Origin of the sequence: Psychrobacillus faecigallinarum, assembly GCF_014836595.1 — a bacterium.
GTDB classification, from domain to species: domain Bacteria; phylum Bacillota; class Bacilli; order Bacillales_A; family Planococcaceae; genus Psychrobacillus; species Psychrobacillus faecigallinarum.
The window spans coordinates 309,951-328,863 of record NZ_JACSQO010000001.1 but is presented as its reverse complement, the minus strand read 5'-3'; the positions used below and the strand labels follow the sequence as shown (position 1 = coordinate 328,863).

The window sequence follows — 18,913 nt, the reverse complement described above, 5'->3', positions numbered from 1 at the left end:
ACTTTTGTTTATATTATTACAAAGATTAGTGGAATGATTAACATATGGAGAATTCGGAATAGGATATACTTTCGAATAGATATCCCTGCTTTTTGGGCAAGTACAATAATTTGCATATGAATACTTAAGCCACTAAATGCAATGATAAGAGCAACAACAAAGGGCAAAGAAGTAGATCCAGAAAGTATATCTCCCGCAAGGCTTATTCCTCCAGTCATTTCAAAAAATGATGATACAAACACTAGAGCAAAGGAGGAAATAGAAGGAATGATTTCTTTTAAGGATTCAAAAACGATATAGCTGACAGTTGTAAAAAATATAACGGTCGTCCCAATAAGCAATAGTATTTGAGAGGTTTCTCTAATACTTTCTTGGAATGGAGATCCACTTATTACTTTTTCATGGTTATTCATTTGAATAGGCTTTGAAAAAATAATGAATACTAGGAGGAACAAAATATTTACCACATGAATGATGATTAACAATTTAAGTCCTGCTATCTCAGCGTTAAATATTTCAATTCCTACAAATCCAATAACAAACATGGGACTCGGTGCATGACAGATAGCCAACAGCCAGCTCGCATTCCTTGCATTTAATGTGCCTATTTCTTTTAAAGAAGAGATAATAGCTGCTCCGCTAGGAAAGCCTCCTAGAGCAGTCAGGAGGTAAATATTAAAATAAAGTTTAAATTTGTTCTCAGTCTTTAAAAATCCTTGTTGGGAGCGAATGAACATCTGAGTAATAACTAAATAAGGCAATAAATAGGGCATGAGAGCAGTAGTAAAGAGGCGCATACCCTCTAAGGCACCCTTATGTGAAACCCCTGGCTGCAAGAATAGGAGAATAATTAGTGCCCAACTGCCAATCGTAACAATAATATGCATTCTAATTCATTCCTTGTCTTCTAAAGAGAAAAATGCCTTTTCTCTCAAGCTTAGTTTTATAGTTGCTCATTTTTTATGAGCTGTGTGTTCATTTTAACTCCCATCATTAGTAAAATTTTCTTGATATGTTTTGTCAGTCAAAAATGTAAGTGATAAACTTATACTTACATTTAATTATTTATGAAAGAGAGGGATAACTTATGAAGAAGATTAAACCAATCATCCTTCTTTTTGTTGTTGTAATCATTTTAGTGCTGGGCTTCTATCCAATGGAATCCTATATCTCTAGACCAGGTGGAGCTTATGAGCTTACGCCATTCGTTGAGGTCGATGGCGGAGATAAAGATGATGAAGGAACTTTTAGTCTTTTGACAATTGCCTTGTCCAAGGCGACACCACTGACGTATGCCTATGCCAAAGTAATGGATAGTCAAAAGATTTATAAAGCCAATCAAATTCGTCAAGAAGATGAGGATGAAGAGGAGTATAATGTCCGTCAATTAAAGCTTATGTCTGATTCTCAATTTAATGCTATTTCGGTAGCCTTCGATCGGGCTAAAAAACCTTTTACGGTTATTAACCATGGTATTTTTATTTTTAATGTTATAGATGGCGGTGGAGCAGACAATATCCTTAAAGCCGGGGATAAAATATTAGAAATGGATGAATTAACTGATTTGACAGGTGAGATCATCGCTGACTATCTGGCAAGTAAAAAAGAGGGCGATAAAATTCGTTTGAAGGTCGAAAGAGATGGAGATGAGCTGACAAAGGAGGTAACCCTTAAGGCGGTGCCAGGAGTGCTTGAAAAGGCAGGGATCGGTATTTCCTATACGGAAAACAAGGTAGTGGAAACTACCCCTGTAGTAGAGATTCATTCTGAAGATATTGGTGGACCATCTGCAGGTCTAATGTTCACTCTTGAAATTCTAAATCAGTTGCTACCAGAAGACATTACAAAAGGCTACAATATTGCTGGAACTGGTGAAATGCTACCAGACGGTACAGTTGGAAGAATTGGTGGAATTGATTTAAAGGTGATTGCGGCAGACAAAAAGGGAGCAGAAATAATGTTTGCTCCTGATGATGAGATTGCAGAGGAAATTCTTGCTAAAAATCCTGATCTAATTTCTAATTATGAAGAGGCTATGAAATCTGCAGAAAAAATAGGCACAAATATGAAAATTGTGCCTGTGAAAACTATTGATGACGCACTAGCTTATTTAGATAAGCTGGAGCCCAAATGATTATTGACGGAAAGGGATTTGACGAAAATCGCTTCCAACCATAGATGCTCCATAATTTGTTTGAAGACCCAAATAATAAAGATTTGCAGCTTTGATATCAAGTTGGAGTAGTATATTTTCCTTGCTTGCAGCCACTCTACTAACTAGAGGGAGCTGCAAGTCTTTTTTTATGGATTGTAGATAGGCTTGACCACTACTACTCATCGCAAGTGGACGAATATATGTCGGATACTCTATCGCTCTTAACTGGTCCCAAGTAAAATCAGTATAGATATGTGTCAGCATTCTTTGAATCCTTGTCCATGTGAAGCGTTTTGACTTAATTTGCTCCATGAAGGGCTGGAAGTGTTCATTCTTGACAGCGGCATTCCAAATTGCATTTTCTATCCCTTCTGTAACCTCAGCATATTTAGCTATGCTTTTTTTATTCTGACGCAAAATAATTAACCTTAGTAACGGATAAAAGCGTTCCCAGCTACCGAAGCTTTCTGCATGCTCTAACCAATGCTCCAGACCAGCAATACTTGTTGATGGTAAAAAAGAATGAACCTTGGACAGTTCTTTCTCTTCAAAAAGCACCTTTCGAATTCCAGTTGCACTTGCAATGGATTCTGTTTCCCTCGCATCATCGTGGTAATTGGCAACTACTCTTTGTATAGTCGCAGGCTGAATTGGTGAATTTAATTGACGCGCTGCTTCAAGGTAGTGAAAGCCTAAAATGTTATTAGGCTTAGAGAGATCTACAAGTGGTTCTTCAGAAAACCGTGAAATACTTTTGTATGCCTCGTTTAAAGCCTTTGGATAACTGATCCCTTGCTTCACAAATTGAGAAATAGCCTCGTTATACTCTAATTTTTTGGAAGAAAGCAAATTATACGTATGTTCAAAGGATGCTATGGATCCCTCCTCACTTCCAAAACAAAAAGTATCACATTTTAGAGCGTCTAATAGGAAAATAGCTCCCTTAGCAAAATCACTTGCTTGAGCAGTGGCAAATGCATACGGTAGCTCTACAATTAAATCTACTCCAGCGTCTAAAGCCATTTTAGCTCTAGTCCATTTGTCCACAAGGGCAGGTTCTCCTCGTTGGAGGAAATTGCCCGACATGACAGCAATTGTTATGTCGCTAGATGTCTGAATTTGAGATTGCTTTAAATGATGTAAATGACCGTTATGAAATGGGTTATATTCAACGACAATTCCAGTAGCCTTCATGATTTCCATTCCCTTCTTTTTTAAAGGTAAAAATATTTAATTTTTTGTTGTCTAGCTTCATTGCTTTGCGCCTCGAGTTCAAATGGGTAAAAAGTTGCGCAAGCAAGTCTAAAACAAGTGCGTTTACTGTTGCTGAGAAAATGCCTACTCACAATTTCTCCTCTACTTGTTGGAGGCATAGAAAGGCGCTGGCGCATTTCTGTTTCTAGCCAGATTTTCATTGGTGGAGCCATCTGAATCTTTAATTCGTCTGTTAAAAATATATGGAATGCATTTACTTTCCTTACTGAAAGTATAATGTTAAAATAAAGTAGTGACAAGAAATTATCTTGACATCTAAAACCAGTCATTATATAATCAACTTTGTTGTCTTGAGGTGATAATCGTATGAAATGGGCAATTCATCAGCTATCCAAATATCGTGAGAACGGTCTAGAATTAGATGAATTCGTGGAACTCGAAAATGTGAAGAAACGAAATCAGGACGTTCGAAAGATTTCACCCGTTCATGTAAAAGGGCACTGCACATTTGGTGCAGCGCAAATGACTTGTCATTTTCAGCTTTCAGGAACTCTAACATTACCATGTGCACGCACTTGGGAAGATGTAGAATATCCATTTGAGATTCAATCTGATGAAGTATTCAGTTGGTCTGATAGTGCACTCGCTTCTGCAAGAGCGTATGATAATTTTCATGTTGTAGAAGGGGATGTCATTAATGTCGACCCTGTTCTAGAAGAACTAGTTCTTTTAGAAATACCATTGCAAGTGTATAAAGAAGGTGCAGACCAATTTAAACACGAGGGTGGTACAGGCTGGAGCTACACAACAGATGAAGATCTGAATGATTTGCAAGAAGATGAACAACCAAAATTGGATCCAAGACTTGCTGAATTAGCTAAGTATTTTGATCAAACAGACGAATAATAGATCTGTAAGGAGGTGCCACCAATGGCAGTACCAGCTAGAAGAACTTCTAAAACTGTAAAAAGAAAACGTCGTACACATTTTAAATTATCCGTACCTGGTATGGTTGCTTGTTCAAATTGTGGTGAAATGAAATTGGCTCACCGAGTTTGTAAATCATGCGGTCAATACAAAGGGAAAGAAGTAGTGAGCAAATAATACAGTATTTGTTCCTTAAAAGGCTACCAAAGAGACCATGGCTCTTCGGTAGCCTTTTTCTCTATATTCATTTTAGGAGGTACGTTTTGTGGCTTATACAATGATAGAAAAAGAAGGCATCCTATTTTTTGAAATTAATCGACCAAATATACATAACGCTATCAACTTTGAAGTAATAGAAGGATTTAGACAGCTTGTTAATAATGTTAGAACAAACAAAACTTCTAAGCTGGTCGTTATTACAGGTGTAGGTGAAAAATCATTTTGCTCAGGCGGAGACTTGTCCGTTTTTCATAAGCTAAAAACTGCTGAGGAATCTTATAGTATGTTAAGTACTGTCGCTGAGGTGCTTTATGATGTGGCTACGCTAGAGGTTCCGACAGTTGCCTTAATCAATGGAACAGCAGTTGGCGGAGGCTGCGAGATAGCTACATTATGTGACTATAGACTTGTTAAAAAAGAAGCGAAATGTGGTTTTATTCAAGGGAAATTAGCGATTACCACTGGATGGGGTGGTGGAACATACCTTTTTGAAAAAGGAATGCGCTATGACAAAGCTTTAAAAATGCTAACTGAAGCAACTCCATATGATTCAAATGAGCTTCTATCAATCGGTTGGGCTACTGATCTCTTTGAGGGGGATAAATTAGATGCACTCAATGAATTTATCGCAAAAATGATTGTTCCTCATTCAACAGTTTTGAAGGCATACAAAAAACAACTCATAAGAAAATGGGAGCAATCTCAATTATTCGAGAGAATAATGGAGGAAGTAAAAGAATGTTCAATTCTTTGGGAGGCAGATGTGCACCATGCGGCAGTAAATTCTTTTTTAACAAAAAAGAAGTAAAATAAGAGTCTATTTATACCCACTTTGCATATATTAATAAAAAAGCAAAGGGTGATTAATGTGAATGTTAAATTGAGAAAAGATAGCTGGACCCTCGAAGAAGACAATCTACTAAAAGAAATAGTATTAAAAAAGATTGAACAAGGCCACACCCAAATCTCCGGATTCCAGGAAGCAAGTGTTTTGTTAGGACGTTCTAAACAGGCTTGTGCATTTAGATGGAACAAAAATCTTCGCCCACAACTTTTCCCAAAAGAAGATTCCCCGAAGGAAGAAAGCTACAAGGAAACAGTAACTGATCCCTCTTCCCTTCAAAACCATTTGCAGCTTGCAATGCAAAGCTATGACCAGATGAAAAATTCCTATGATGAAATATCTACTGCGTATAATTTACTGAAAAGAGATTACGAGGTATTAGTGAACTGGGCCAAACAAGGTGTTCAACATATAGACAGAAATTAGCCAAGAAGTCTCTAAATTATAGAGACTTTTTATTATGGCTTCGACCATATTAGTTTTTGAGGGGAGATGACAATTTTGTTACAGGTGCCTGGCACCTGTAACAAATTCATCATCTAGTAAACAGGAGGAATTTACCCATTTTTAGGATGAAAGTTGAATTCGCTTTCATTTATCGTATAGACTAATAGGGGGGAGAAATTTTTTGACAAAGGGGAGATACATATGAAAAAGCTATTAATAGCAAATAGGGGAGAAATTGCAAGGCGTATTATTAAAACATGCAAACGGTTGAATATTGAGACAGTAGCTATTTATTCGGAGGCAGATGAGCAGTTGCCTTATGTAAAAGAGGCTGATTATTCTTTTCTTATCGGACCAAGCCAGGTACAGCAATCGTATTTAAAAGCAGACGAAATCATTGAACTGGCAAAGAGAGAAGGCGTTGACGCTATTCACCCAGGCTATGGTTTTCTATCAGAAAATGCAGAGTTTGCTAGAAAAGCGGAGGCTGCTGGGATTAAATTCATTGGACCTAAGCCCGAAACAATTGAAAAAATGGGTGATAAGATTGAGTCACGTATAACAATGATTAAAGCAAATGTTCCAGTAGTTCCGGGTACGGAAGAAGGGCTTAACTCTTTAGAGGCTGCACTAGAGGCAGCTAATCAAATTGGCTACCCCATTATGCTGAAGGCAAGTGCAGGTGGCGGTGGAATTGGAATGATTAAATGTGATGATGAGGCGACTCTTAGCAAGCATTTTGATTCCATTAAAACAAGAGCAAAATCCTATTTTGGAAGCGATATAGTATTTTTAGAAAAATTTATAGAGGCTTCAAGGCACATTGAAGTACAAATCTTCGGGGATACAAAAGGAAATATTGTTCATTTGTTCGAGCGTAATTGCTCTGTACAAAGAAGAAATCAAAAAGTATTGGAGGAATCTCCATCTCCTAACTTTCCTGAGGAAGCTCGTTTAAAACTATATGAAGCAGCAGTAAACGCAGCTAAAGCGGTCGATTATGTAAATGCTGGTACTGTTGAATTTATCGTAGATCAAGAGCATCAATTTTATTTTCTAGAAATGAACACGCGCTTACAAGTGGAGCATCCTGTCACAGAAGCAGTAACGGGCTTTGACTTGGTAGAATGGCAGCTAAAGGTTGCTGAGGGAGAGGAGTTGCCTGTTAAGGAACAGCAAAATATTACTTCCAATGGGCACGCGTTTGAATTTAGAATCTATGCTGAAGATCCAAAAACATTTTTCCCTTCTCCGGGAACTATCTCAACTCTTTCATGGGGAGACCTGACTGAGGTGCGAGTAGATGCTGGGTATGAGGAAGGTGATAAAGTAACGCCTTTCTATGATCCGATGATCTCAAAAGTCATTATCCATGCAGATAACAGAAAATTAGCAATTGAGAAAGCACAAAAATTGTTTTCTTCTGCTAAAATAGAAGGAGTAAAAACTAATATTCCACTGTTTAATCAGTTTTTACATGATAGTAACTTTACAAGTGGAATATATTCAACGTCCGTTTTAGGGGAATGGATGGCCAAACAAAGGGAGGAAATTTCAAAATGAAGAATTTAGAATCAACAATGGCAGGGACAGTATTTACAGTAAATGTAGCAGTTGGTGAAGAAGTAGAGGCAGGACAAGTAGTAATGGTTCTTGAATCGATGAAAATGGAAATACCAGTAGAAGCAGACACTTCTGGGAAAGTTTCAGAAATCAAAGCACAAGTTGGAGACTTCGTTAACGAAGGTGACGTATTAGTAACCTTTGAATAAGTTTTTAGTTTGTAATTATTCAAGATAATTAAAACAGAGGATACCACTTACATTGGTGGTGCTCTATTGAATATTATTGGAATTGACGCAACTATGTATAAAATCATTGTTTAGTAGTTTATTCTATCAAGTTTGTATCAGTCGGTGGAATGGCCGGCTGAAACTACTTGAATTGGGGGTTTTGCAAAGTGGGAGAAACAAAAGGGTATAACGACAAATTAGAAGAAAAGCTATCGTCCATATATGCAGGGGGACATTCTAAATATCATGAAAAAATGAAGCAACAGGGCAAGCTATTCGTTCGTGACCGTCTTAAGCTATTATTTGATAATGGAGAATACGTTGAGGATGGTCGCTTTGCAAACGTGGAGGCTAGCGACCTACCAGCGGATGGCGTAGTTACTGCTACTGGTAAAGTGAATGGGCAAACTGTTTGCGTAATGGCAAACGACTCAACAGTAAAAGCGGGGTCATGGGGCTTTAGAACAGTTGAGAAAATAATTCGTATACAAGAAATTGCTGAAAAAAATAGAGTACCTTTGTTATATTTAGTTGATTCTGCTGGTGCTCGTATTACAGACCAGTTGGCTATGTTCCCTAATCGCAGGGGGGCGGGAAGAATCTTCCATAATCAAGTAAGACTTTCTGGGTTTATCCCTCAAATCTGCTTGTTGTTTGGACCTTCTGCTGCTGGAGGAGCATATATTCCAGCATTTTGTGATATTGTATTCATGGTAGAAGGCAATGCCTCTATGTATTTAGGTTCTCCACGTATGGCTGAAAAAGTTATTGGGGAAAAGGTTACATTAGAAGAAATGGGCGGTGCAAGAATGCACTGCACAGTAAGTGGAGTTGGCGATGTCCTTGTATCAACAGAAGAAGAAGCAATTGAAGAGGCGAAAAAGTACTTAAGCTATTTCCCTGCTAACTACACAGAAAAGCCTAAAAAAATAGAACCTAAGGACATTAAAGTTGGCAGAACGCTTGAAGCAATTATTCCAGAAAATCAAAATGCTCCTTTTGATATGTACGAGGCAATTGATGCTCTAATAGATGAGGGTTCGTTCTTTGATGTTAAAAAACTTTTTGCTCCAGAGTTAATTACTGGATTCGCTCGAATTGAAGGACAAGCTGTTGGCATTATAGCTAACCAACCTAAAGCAAAAGGCGGAGTACTATTTGTTGATTCGGCAGACAAGGCAGCTAAATTTATTTCGCTTTGTGACGCTTTCTCTATCCCTTTATTGTTCTTAGCAGATGTGCCAGGATTTATGATTGGAACCAAAGTGGAACGAGCAGGAATTATCCGTCACGGAGCAAAGCTAATTGCAGCGATGAGCTCAGCAACAGTACCTAAAATTTCGGTAATTGTACGTAAAGCATATGGGGCTGGATTATATGCTATGGCAGGTCCTGCATTTGAGCCTGATGTGTGTATTGCTCTTCCAACAGCTCAAATTGCTGTTATGGGACCTGAGGCTGCTGTAAATGCGGTCTATTCAAACAAGATTGAAGCAATTGAGGATCCAAAAGAGAAACTGAAGTTTGTTCAGGAAAAGCATGCAGAATATAAGGAAGAAATTGATATTTATAAACTTGCTTCCGAAATGATTATTGATGAGATTGTTAAGCCAAGTGATCTACGCAATGAATTGGCTAACCGTTTAAGATATTATGAAAATAAAGAAATAACAATTGCACCTCGAAAACATCCAGTACTTCCTGTATAATCTTTTTTAACTAAGGTCTACCCTAGAGGTAGGCCTTTTTCAAAGGATATATATTTTTTTCAAGGTTTATATTTGTCGTTTAACATAGGACTTGTACTTTGCTTAAAGAGTTTCTTAAACAAAATGCAATAAATAATATAGGGAGGAAATGAATTTGCGCATTGGAATTGTAGGGGCGGGAGCAATAGGTATGTTATTTGGTGGCTATTTATCAAAGCATGGACATGACATAACCTTTTTAGTAAGAAATAAAAACATAGAACAACTATACATACAGCAAGAAAATTTGTCTGAGCCAGAGCCGATTAAATGTCAAATAGTCTCTTCAATAGCAACTATGAATCAAATGGAGTTAATTATAGTGGCAGTGAAATACCACCATCTCTCTTCCTTAAAAAAAGATTTAGACTCCTTACCAAGAGAAATTCCTCTAATGTTTATACAAAATGGTTTACTCCATATACAATTTATAGATACTTTAAAACAATCAAACATTATACTTGGGTCTGTGCTTCATGGAGCGACCAAAAGTAACCCCGCTACAGTCCAACATTTAGGAGTCGGTGTGACATCAATAGGGATATATAAAGGGAAATGGACATCTCTAGAGCAATTCCTACATAGTAATATAGAAAATTTCCCTATTCAATATTCTCAAAATATATACCAAATCCTGTTTAAAAAAGCATTGCTTAATAGTTTAATAAATCCACTGACGACAATTGCTCATGTACAAAACGGAGAGCTTATTAAAAATGAATCGTATAAAGAGATATTACGAAGTATTTATGAAGAAATTTTAGAGGCATTCGTTGAGTGCAAGGAACTTTTATCGTGGGAGGAAGTAGTGTCACTCTGCCAAAATACAGAAAAAAACTACTCATCTATGTTAAAGGATTATCAAAGTGGTCGTATCATGGAAGTGGAGACCATAGTGGGAGCGATTTTAAGAGAAGCTGAAAATAGAAATAAAGCCTTACCAATCTTAAATACTTTTTATTTATTGTTAAAAGAAATGAATAAAGCAGGTGAATGACATTATTAATCTAATTTCTGCATTTATTTTAATTCCAGCCATTTTATTTATATTTACTTTCGCAGTTGCTAAGTATGCTCTAAAGAAACGAAAAAAGTCTATTGGAATTGCGGCAGACATTACTACTTTTCTATTATTTTTCTCTGTATCCATCGTTTTCAATATTGTTTTTGATAAGGAGATAGGCTTTTTAATCATAATTATTGCCATCCTGATAGCCACGCTACTTACTATTTTGGAATGGCGTAGCAAAAAAGAAATAGAGGTCCAATCATTACTCCGTAAAATATGGAGGCTATTTTTTATTTTGCTTTGCGTAACTTATGCACTTTTATGGTTAATCGGAGTAATCCGATATGTTTTAAAGTATATAAGCTAATAATTTTTATCTCTTTATCATGAAATGATATACTCTAAAAGGATTATATTAAAGAGGTGGAAAATCGTGCGATTAGAGCAATACACACAACCATTTGTTTCCTCATTCTATCAAACATATTTAGAGGATACTGAAAGCCTATCTTCATTCTTTCACTATAACTGGAACCAAGAGGCTTTAAACAAAAGAATTCAGGAAACTGATTTTACTAATCATAAAAGAACCGAACTGGTAGAAGTAATTACTAGCTATATGAACATGTTTGGAATTTCAGAAAAAAGTAAAAAGCATTTAGAGGAATTGAAAAATAATGGTGTGGTTGTAATTGGCGGACAGCAGGCAGGTTTACTGACAGGCCCTATGTATTCCATCCATAAAGCAATTTCTGTAATTGCTCTTGCAAAGCAACAAAGAGAAATACAAGGAGTACCAGTAATTCCTGTATTTTGGATTGCGGGCGAAGATCATGATATCGATGAAATTAATCATATTTACATAGAGAAAAGTAGAATGCTTCATAAGCTCGTCTTCCCTGAAAAATCAAAGTTAAAGAAAATCGCCTCTGAAACAACATATACGAAAGAAATGATGATTGTATATTTAGAGGAAATTTTCAAAAGCTTACCTGAAACAGCATACACAAAAGATCTATATAATAAATTCGTTATTCTTATAGATGAACATTCAACCTATACATCTTTCTTTACGGCAATAATGAATGAATTGTTTTATGAAGAAGGATTGCTGATGATTGATGCTGCGTATAAGCCACTTCGTGAATTAGAATCAGCTTTTTTTCAAGAAATGATTAACCGCTCGGCTGAACTAGGATCATTAGTTTTTCATCAAGAGCAAAAGCTTGAACGATTAGACTACGGAACACCAATTCAAGCGAAAGAAACTGCAGCAAACCTGTTTTATGTAGAGGATGGCGAACGATTCCTTCTAGAGAGAGAAAACAATCTTTTTATACATGAAGCAAAAGGTATTGCCTTTACAAAAGAGGAACTTCTCCTTATCGCTCAAAATACCCCTGAAAAGCTTAGCAACAACGTAGTTACTCGTCCAATTATGCAGGAAATGGTTTTTCCTGTTTTAAGCTTCATCGGCGGTCCTGGCGAAATTGCGTATTGGGCAACCTTAAAGCCGGCATTTGAATTATTCGATATGAAAATGCCGGTTATAACACCAAGACTTAGCGTAACACTTGTTACACCTAAGGTTCAGACGATTCTTAAGAAACTTGAATTTTCAGTTCCAGATGTATGGAGTGGAGTAGTGGGACAATCTAAGGTACAGTTTATCGAACAAAATAGAAATGAAGATATTCCAAAATACATCCAGTCTATTAAGGATGAGCTGTCCAATAAGTATGAAAAGCTTGAGGAACTACTACTAGAAAACGATCTTAAGTTAACACCTTTAGTAGAAAAAAACTTGAATTTTCATTTCAAACAGCTTACCTTTATCGATCATGCTGTGGAAGATACACTTTTATCTAAATTAGATTCGTCTATTTATCGTTACGACAAATTAATGATGGAGTTAATGCCTAACGATGGTTTACAGGAAAGAGTTTACTGTCCTGTTCAAGTGTTAAATGAAATGGGTCCAACTCTCATCCAGGAATTGTTGCAAATTCCATACAAATTCAATGGTAAGCATCAAGTAGTTTTTCTATAAGGTTTATCAATTCCCCACCTTAACTGGTGGGGGATTTTTTCGTTTTTGTAGCTTTGAGCGTTTACTTTGATATGTACGGTGTTATTTTGGTGAATGGATAGATTTCTCGTCGCCCTCAACTATAGGATTATCTATTATTCTATTATTTTCGCTAATTACAAAAATAGTAAGAATGATAATTTGGTATTTTTTTAGGATTAGAAAAATTGCTTATTTCTCGGTGGTAATTATACATTCAGCTTAACTCAGTGTCATTAAGAAACTTATAAAGACGAGAAGAATGAATATCTTTTTTTGATTTGAAAATTATATTTCAGTTTTCATCTAAATTTATTCTAAATTTAATATAAAACAGGTTTATATTTTATGAATACGGGTATGCTTTTTATCTTATAAAACGCTGTCGTATTCGCTCTAAACTTGTTTCAACAAGTACTTATTACGCATTTTGAAAAATTGTATGCTTATTTAAGAAAAAAATGTGGAGGAAAGTGGAGGGATGTGGTATGTTATTGACATAAAGTGGGGTGAGTAGCATGTTCATGGGCGAATACCAGCATAACGTCGATCCTAAAGGGAGAATAATCATACCTTCTAAATTTAGAGAGCATTTAGAGGAATGTTTTGTTTTAACCCGTGGTCTTGATAATTGCTTATTTGGTTATCCTATGAATGAATGGCGAAAGCTCGAAGAAAAGTTAAAAGAACTACCCGTTACTAAAAAAGATGCACGGGCATTTACTCGTTTTTTCTTTTCTGGTGCCACTGAGGTAGAAATTGATAAGCAAGGCCGCATTAATATACCGAATAATCTTCGGTCTTATGCAAAGATGGACAAGGAGTGTATTATCCTTGGCGTTTCTAATCGTTTAGAGATATGGGCTAAGGAAGCATGGGAAACATACTTTGAAGACTCTGAGGATTCATTTAACGATATTGCAGAAAATATGATCGGCTTTGATATATAAGAAATGGAGGGAAGAGCTTGTTTCATCATACAACAGTATTACTCCACGAGACGGTAGATGGACTAGCTATTCGTCCCGATGGAATCTATGTAGACTGCACGCTAGGCGGAGCAGGTCACAGTGAGTATTTAGTAAAACAGCTTAATGAAAAAGGTAGATTAATCTGTTTTGACCAAGATACCGTAGCAATAGAAAATGCAAAGATTAAGTTAGCGCCATACCTAGAGCAAGTAACGTTTGTTCATGCGAACTTTCGATACTTAAAAGAATCATTATATGATTTAGGAATAGAAAAGGTCGATGGGATTTTATACGACTTAGGAGTTTCTTCTCCTCAGCTAGATACCCCTGAACGAGGCTTTAGCTATAACTACGATGCCCCTCTTGATATGAGAATGGACCAAACAAGCGAACTAACAGCCTATCATGTGATCAATGAATGGCCCTATGAAAAATTAGTTAAAATCTTTTTCCGTTATGGAGAAGAAAAGTTTTCTAAGCAAATTGCTAGGAAAATTGAACAGGCAAGAGAAGTATCACCTGTCGAAACTACCTTCCAGCTAGTAGAGTTGATCAAAGCAGGAATACCAGCTGCAGCTAGGAGAACAGGTGGGCATCCTGCAAAACGAATTTTTCAAGCAGTTAGAATTGCGGTTAACGATGAGCTTGGAGCAGCGGAGGAATCTCTGGAGGACGCAATACAGCTTATTAAAGTAGGTGGAAGAATAAGTGTGATTACCTTCCATTCCTTAGAGGACAGACTTACTAAGACTATTTTTAAAGAAGCTTCATCTTTACCAAACTTACCGCCAAACTTGCCGGTCATACCTGCAGGAATGGAGCCAATGTTAAAGCTAGTTACTAAAAAGCCTATTTTGCCGTCTGAGGCTGAGCTAGAAGTTAATAATCGTTCAAGATCTGCTAAGCTACGAATTGTGGAAAAACTAATCGAAAAGGGAAGTGTTTAAATGGCTTTACGTAATTACCAATCCGAACCATACATAGCTAGGCCTTCTTTTCCGGAGCAACCACCACAACCAAAGAAGCCAGCAATACAGAAAAGTAAAATATTTTCAAAAGGTGAAAAAGTTTTGTTTTTAGGTTTATTAAGCATTGTTACTGTTCTGTCTTTAATGATTGTCCAAACTCAATCAACTGTAAGAGCAACTACAAAGGATATATCCTTACTAGAACAACAAATAGATACTACTTCAAAAGAAAATACAGACTTGTCCATACAAGTGCGTGAATTATCTACCTATGATCGAATTTGGAAAAAGGCGGAGGAACTCGGCTTGAAACTAAATGAGCAAAATGTAAAGGTAGTACCAGGACAATGAATAAGAAATTTCGTTTTCAATGGGGAGCCTTTCTAATGTTTTTACTTTATGGAGGGCTCTTTTTTGTATTACTTAGCCGCTTCGTATTTATTCAAGTGACAGGAACAGCAGAAGGACAGTCTTTGGCAACTAAGGCAGAATCTAAATATAATAGAGTTCAAGAAATTCCAGCGAGCAGAGGAGAAATTCTAGATCGCAATGGGGAAGTCATCGCTGAAGATACACTTAGTTATAAAATGATTGCAGTTACTAGGGAAGATGTATCTAACAACAGTTCTATTCCTCGTCATGTAGTAGATCCAGGGGATACAGCAAACATACTTGCTGAATATATAGACCTCCCACAGGAAGAAATACTAGAAATATTGAACAATGGAATAGAAAAGGACAAGTATCAGGTAGAGTTTGGGAAAGCTGGACGGGATTTAAGTCACCAAAAAATGTTAGAGATTAAGAGTTTAGAATTACCTGGAATTATGTTTATCCAGGATTTAAAAAGATTATATCCTAACGGCACTTTTGCTTCTCATTTAATCGGATTTGCTTTAAAGAAAGAAACAGAGGATGGCAAATCTAAAGCGGTTGGTAAAATGGGACTAGAATATATTTACGACAAAGCACTAACTGGGACACCAGGAAAAGTGGAATATCAAAGCGACACAAAAGGGTTTTTACTTCCTAAGGCAGACAAAATGGTCACAGATGCACAAGACGGCTATAACATTCATTTAACACTAGATAAAACGATAGAAAACTTTCTAGAAGATGCTATGAATAAAGCAGAAGAAAAGTATAAGCCAGAAAAAATGACAGCAGTCGTTGCAAATGCTAAAACTGGAGAGATTTTAGCGATGTCTCAAAGACCAACATTTGAACCTAATACACGCGAAGGACTATCAACTAACTGGTTAAATGAAGCAATAGAGCAAACAATAGAACCAGGTTCCACGATGAAGATTTTTACACTTGCCTCTGCAATAGAGGAGGGTGTCTGGAATCCAAATGAAAAATTTAAATCGGGTACTTATAAAGTGTTTGACCGTACAATTAGAGACCATAACAATGGGTTAGGTTGGGGACCAATTTCATATTTAGAGGGTTTCCAAAGGTCTTCTAACGTTTCTATGGCTTTTTTACTAAATAAGATTGGCGATGAAACCTTTATAGAGTATATTCGTCGTTTTGGTTTTGGGCAGCCCACGGGTATAGACCTTCCAAATGAAGCAGCTGGAATTGTAAATGATAAATATCCTATCAATAGAGTTACCACTACCTATGGGCAGGGAGTAACTGTAACGCCAATTCAAATGGTTCAAGCTATGACAGCTATTGCAAATGAAGGTACTATGATGCAACCATTTGTTATTGATAAAATTGTAAATCCCAATACAGGCGAAATTATCGAAGACAATGAACCAGTTGAAAAGAAATCTCCAATTTCAGCTAGTACTGCAAATCAGGTGAAGGACATTTTAGAAAGTACAGTTACTTCGGATCATGGAACTGCCCAACGATTCAAGCTAGAAGGATATACTTCTGCAGGTAAAACTGGTACAGCTCAAATTCCAAAAGGTGATGGTTCCTATTTATGGGGGAGACAATTATTCCTATACTCATTCTTAGGTATGGCGCCGGTAGAGGACCCACAGTTAATAGTTTATGTAGCAGTTCATAAACCTAAGATTAAAGATACGGAAGTAGGTTCTCAGCCAGTAGCAGAGATATTTAATTCCGTTACAGAAAGTAGCTTAAAGTATTTAAACATAGAACCTGAAAATCTTGAATTGTCTAAGCCTATTACAATGCCAGATTTAGTTGGAAAAAATTTGGTTGATATCCAAATGGATTTAGAAGCACAAGGCTTGAAAACTGTTATAATTGGTCAGGCGGATAAGGTTGTTGAACAATATCCTAAGGCGGGTACTTCAGTTATTTCTAAAGGAACGGTCTTTGTTAAAGGTAGTGGGGAAATACAGCTTCCTAACTTTAATGGTTGGTCTAAAAGAAATCTAATGATTTATAAGTCACTTTCTGGACTACCTATTGAAATAATTGGTGATGGTTATGTTTCTAAGCAAAGTTTAACAGCAGGATCAATTGTTACAAGCGAGACACCGATAGTTGTTCAACTATCTACTCCTCAGGAAGTAGCTGATCCAGTCGTAGAAAAAGAAGAAACAGAAGAAGTCGAAGAAACAGAGCAACTACCACAAGACTAGAAGAGTGATAGAATAGTTACTGACGTTTTTTCATAAGCTATCTAAAACGGGCTAAAGGAGAAAACTTTATATCTAAACTTAAGCAAGTTATTCGATTACGGATGATATGGATTATCACGCTTCTGTTGTTTATAGCGGTAGCAGGAAAGCTTATTCAGCTTCAGTTTGTCCAATTTGAGGAACTAACTACTAAAGCGAAGGAAAGTTGGGACAGAGAATTACCCTATGCTTCCGAGAGGGGTAATATACTCGATAGAAATGGTGAGGTAATTGTTGGGAATAAGCTATCACCAACTCTATTTTATATGCCATCTCAAAACAAAGAGCCTGACAAGGTTGCAGAAGAGATAGCTCCACTATTAGAGGTAGAAGAGCAAAAATTATACGACCAAATTAACAAAAGAGCATATCTTGTTAAAATAGCTCCTGATGGAAAAAATATTACCTCTGATTTGGCTATGCAAATTCAAGATAAAAATATTAAAGGATTGTATGCTGGGATTGACTATGTAAGAGATTACCCGCATGGCAGAATGCTGTCCAGATTACTTGGTTTTACTGGATATGATGCACAGGGACTTGCTGGGATTGAATATCAATACGATTCCGTACTGAAGGGGAAAGAATCAGCCATTCGTATGTTTACGGATGCAAAGGGGATTCCACTTCCCCATGTAGATGACGGCTGGAAAAATGGACAAAATGGCAACCATGTTCAGCTGACTATTGATATGAAGATACAGACTGTTGTAGAAAGAGAACTGTCTCAAGCTATGGACAAATATGAAGCTACTCAAGGTATTGCTATAGTAATGAATCCAAACAACGGGGAAATTCTTGCGCTTGCTTCCGCACCGAACTTTGATCCGTCCTCCTATCAAGAAGTCGATTCTACTGTTTATAATCGTAACTTACCAGTTTGGATGACTTTTGAGCCAGGATCTACATTTAAAATTATTACATTGAGCGCAGCCTTAGAAGAAAATGTGGTGGATTTAGACAATGATCATTTCCATGATGCAGGTTATACGATAGTAGAGGGTGCGAGATTGCGATGTTGGAAGCGTCAAGGACATGGCAGCCAGACATTTTTGGAGGTTGTTGAAAATTCCTGCAACCCAGGCTTCATAGAATTAGGCAGAAGAGTTGGACCTGATAAGCTTTCAGAGTACATTAAAAAATTTGGTTTTGGTCAATCCACTGGTTCTGGAATGGCTGGAGAATCCTCGGGTATTCTATTTAGCAAGGATGCATACGGACCTGTCGAACATGCTACGACTTCTTTTGGTCAAGGTATCTCTGTAACACCAATTCAACAAGTACAGGCGGTTGCTGCTGCTATTAATGGCGGTTATCTATATAAGCCGTATATTGTAAAAAATATATTGGATGGAGAAAAAAAAGAAGTTTTATCGAAAGCTGAACCGGAGATGAAAACTCAAGTAATTTCGGAGGCCACATCTCAAAAGGTTCGTGAGGCTCTTGAACATGTTGTGGCCCATGGATCTGGAAGAAACGCTTATCGAGACCAATTGCGTATCGGTGGAAAAACAGGGACTGCACAAAAGGTTCAAAACGGTCGATATATGGAAGGGGAATATATTGTTTCTTTTATTGGTTTCGCGCCAGCTGATAACCCAGAGCTTATTGTATACGTGGCGATTGATAATCCTAAACATAGCACACAGTTCGGAGGAGTTATAGCAGCGCCAATTGTTGGTCAAATAATTGAAGATTCACTTGAAGTTACTGGCAGTGGTACTCAGCTAGAAAAAGATTACAGATGGGGTGACGTCCAAACTGTTCGAGTTCCTGACTTAGTAGGTACCAAAAGAAAAGAAATTACATCTTATATGTATCCATTTAAAATTGTTTGGCACGGGGATGGGGATGAAATTTTAACCCAATTACCTAAAGAAAACAGTCTTATTCCGTTAGATGGGACGATACATGTTTACACAAAATAAAAATAACTATAG

Annotated in this window: 19 protein-coding genes; 16 read left to right on the top strand and 3 right to left on the bottom strand. The window is 37.0% G+C overall.

Going from position 1 to position 18,913, the window contains the following annotated elements; genetic code table 11:
- Nucleotides 1-8: 8 nt before the first annotated feature.
- The gene (locus H9650_RS01705) at nt 9-887 is read right to left on the bottom strand and encodes a hypothetical protein (protein ID WP_191696417.1); all 879 of its coding nucleotides are present in this window, start codon (nt 885-887) and stop codon (nt 9-11) included.
- A gap of 200 nt (nt 888-1,087) precedes the next feature.
- Here H9650_RS01705 and H9650_RS01700 point away from each other — a divergent pair, with 200 nt between their 5' ends.
- The gene (locus tag H9650_RS01700; protein ID WP_144537942.1) at nt 1,088-2,134 is read left to right on the top strand and encodes a SepM family pheromone-processing serine protease; all 1,047 of its coding nucleotides are present in this window, start codon (nt 1,088-1,090) and stop codon (nt 2,132-2,134) included.
- Here the strand turns inward: H9650_RS01700 and H9650_RS01695 are convergent, their stop codons facing one another.
- Nucleotides 2,135-3,349, bottom strand: a complete 1,215-nt coding sequence (locus H9650_RS01695; RefSeq protein ID WP_144538247.1) for a nucleotidyltransferase — start codon at nt 3,347-3,349, stop codon at nt 2,135-2,137.
- Between the two features lie 20 nt (nt 3,350-3,369).
- Nucleotides 3,370-3,570 carry a hypothetical protein gene (locus H9650_RS01690; protein ID WP_144537943.1) on the bottom strand — a complete coding sequence of 67 codons (201 nt, stop codon included), beginning with the start codon at nt 3,568-3,570 and terminating at the stop codon, nt 3,370-3,372.
- 166 nt (nt 3,571-3,736) lie between these two features.
- On the opposite strand from H9650_RS01690, the gene H9650_RS01685 reads away from it, so the two are divergent.
- The 15 genes from H9650_RS01685 to H9650_RS01615 all read left to right on the top strand — a co-directional run bounded on the left by H9650_RS01685 (nt 3,737) and on the right by H9650_RS01615 (nt 18,901).
- Nucleotides 3,737-4,276 (top strand): YceD family protein, encoded by a 540-nt coding sequence (locus H9650_RS01685; RefSeq protein ID WP_144537944.1) that lies wholly within the window; start codon nt 3,737-3,739, stop codon nt 4,274-4,276.
- Nucleotides 4,277-4,300: 24 nt separating this feature from the next.
- On the top strand, nt 4,301-4,474 hold the full coding sequence (gene rpmF / locus H9650_RS01680) for a 50S ribosomal protein L32 (protein WP_144537945.1): 174 nt from the start codon (nt 4,301-4,303) through the stop codon (nt 4,472-4,474).
- 88 nt (nt 4,475-4,562) lie between these two features.
- Entirely contained in the window at nt 4,563-5,324 is a 762-nt protein-coding gene (locus tag H9650_RS01675; protein ID WP_225321700.1) for an enoyl-CoA hydratase/isomerase family protein, read from the top strand.
- Between the two features lie 60 nt (nt 5,325-5,384).
- A complete protein-coding gene (locus H9650_RS01670; RefSeq protein WP_186318124.1) occupies nt 5,385-5,786 on the top strand; it encodes a hypothetical protein in 402 nt (133 codons plus the stop codon).
- A 222-nt stretch (nt 5,787-6,008) separates the two neighbouring features.
- Complete coding sequence (locus H9650_RS01665; protein WP_144537947.1) at nt 6,009-7,370, top strand: acetyl-CoA carboxylase biotin carboxylase subunit; 1,362 nt, start codon at nt 6,009-6,011, stop codon at nt 7,368-7,370.
- A complete protein-coding gene (locus H9650_RS01660; RefSeq protein ID WP_144537948.1) occupies nt 7,367-7,579 on the top strand; it encodes an acetyl-CoA carboxylase biotin carboxyl carrier protein subunit in 213 nt (70 codons plus the stop codon). Before H9650_RS01665 ends, H9650_RS01660 begins: the two co-directional genes overlap by 4 nt.
- A 188-nt stretch (nt 7,580-7,767) precedes the next feature.
- Nucleotides 7,768-9,309: an acyl-CoA carboxylase subunit beta gene (locus tag H9650_RS01655; protein ID WP_191696416.1), complete on the top strand. Its 1,542-nt coding sequence runs from the start codon at nt 7,768-7,770 to the stop codon at nt 9,307-9,309.
- A 154-nt stretch (nt 9,310-9,463) separates the two neighbouring features.
- On the top strand, nt 9,464-10,345 hold the full coding sequence (locus H9650_RS01650) for a 2-dehydropantoate 2-reductase (RefSeq protein WP_186318125.1): 882 nt from the start codon (nt 9,464-9,466) through the stop codon (nt 10,343-10,345).
- A complete protein-coding gene (locus H9650_RS01645) occupies nt 10,338-10,724 on the top strand; it encodes a DUF3397 family protein (protein WP_186318126.1) in 387 nt (128 codons plus the stop codon). Before H9650_RS01650 ends, H9650_RS01645 begins: the two co-directional genes overlap by 8 nt.
- 66 nt (nt 10,725-10,790) lie before the next feature.
- Nucleotides 10,791-12,407: a bacillithiol biosynthesis cysteine-adding enzyme BshC gene (gene bshC / locus H9650_RS01640; protein ID WP_191696415.1), complete on the top strand. Its 1,617-nt coding sequence runs from the start codon at nt 10,791-10,793 to the stop codon at nt 12,405-12,407.
- A 536-nt stretch (nt 12,408-12,943) separates the two neighbouring features.
- Entirely contained in the window at nt 12,944-13,375 is a 432-nt protein-coding gene (gene mraZ / locus H9650_RS01635) for a division/cell wall cluster transcriptional repressor MraZ (RefSeq protein ID WP_151110644.1), read from the top strand.
- A 17-nt stretch (nt 13,376-13,392) separates the two neighbouring features.
- Nucleotides 13,393-14,343 carry a 16S rRNA (cytosine(1402)-N(4))-methyltransferase RsmH gene (gene rsmH, locus H9650_RS01630; RefSeq protein WP_144537954.1) on the top strand — a complete coding sequence of 317 codons (951 nt, stop codon included), beginning with the start codon at nt 13,393-13,395 and terminating at the stop codon, nt 14,341-14,343.
- Nucleotides 14,344-14,715, top strand: a complete 372-nt coding sequence (ftsL, locus tag H9650_RS01625; protein WP_151110642.1) for a cell division protein FtsL — start codon at nt 14,344-14,346, stop codon at nt 14,713-14,715. It begins immediately after the preceding gene.
- Nucleotides 14,712-16,934, top strand: a complete 2,223-nt coding sequence (locus tag H9650_RS01620; protein ID WP_225215859.1) for a penicillin-binding protein — start codon at nt 14,712-14,714, stop codon at nt 16,932-16,934. Before ftsL ends, H9650_RS01620 begins: the two co-directional genes overlap by 4 nt.
- A 101-nt stretch (nt 16,935-17,035) precedes the next feature.
- A complete protein-coding gene (locus H9650_RS01615) occupies nt 17,036-18,901 on the top strand; it encodes a penicillin-binding transpeptidase domain-containing protein (protein WP_191696414.1) in 1,866 nt (621 codons plus the stop codon).
- The last annotated feature ends 12 nt before the right edge of the window (nt 18,902-18,913 follow it).

Coding starts and splice junctions, on each gene's coding strand:
- H9650_RS01705 (WP_191696417.1), bottom strand. CDS start 887: ATGCATATTATTGTTACGATTGGCAGTTGGGCACTAATTATTCTCCTA.
- H9650_RS01700 (WP_144537942.1), top strand. CDS start 1,088: ATGAAGAAGATTAAACCAATCATCCTTCTTTTTGTTGTTGTAATCATT.
- H9650_RS01695 (WP_144538247.1), bottom strand. CDS start 3,349: ATGAAGGCTACTGGAATTGTCGTTGAATATAACCCATTTCATAACGGT.
- H9650_RS01690 (WP_144537943.1), bottom strand. CDS start 3,570: ATGAAAATCTGGCTAGAAACAGAAATGCGCCAGCGCCTTTCTATGCCT.
- H9650_RS01685 (WP_144537944.1), top strand. CDS start 3,737: ATGAAATGGGCAATTCATCAGCTATCCAAATATCGTGAGAACGGTCTA.
- rpmF (WP_144537945.1), top strand. CDS start 4,301: ATGGCAGTACCAGCTAGAAGAACTTCTAAAACTGTAAAAAGAAAACGT.
- H9650_RS01665 (WP_144537947.1), top strand. CDS start 6,009: ATGAAAAAGCTATTAATAGCAAATAGGGGAGAAATTGCAAGGCGTATT.
- H9650_RS01660 (WP_144537948.1), top strand. CDS start 7,367: ATGAAGAATTTAGAATCAACAATGGCAGGGACAGTATTTACAGTAAAT.
- mraZ (WP_151110644.1), top strand. CDS start 12,944: ATGTTCATGGGCGAATACCAGCATAACGTCGATCCTAAAGGGAGAATA.
- ftsL (WP_151110642.1), top strand. CDS start 14,344: ATGGCTTTACGTAATTACCAATCCGAACCATACATAGCTAGGCCTTCT.
- H9650_RS01620 (WP_225215859.1), top strand. CDS start 14,712: ATGAATAAGAAATTTCGTTTTCAATGGGGAGCCTTTCTAATGTTTTTA.
- H9650_RS01615 (WP_191696414.1), top strand. CDS start 17,036: ATGATATGGATTATCACGCTTCTGTTGTTTATAGCGGTAGCAGGAAAG.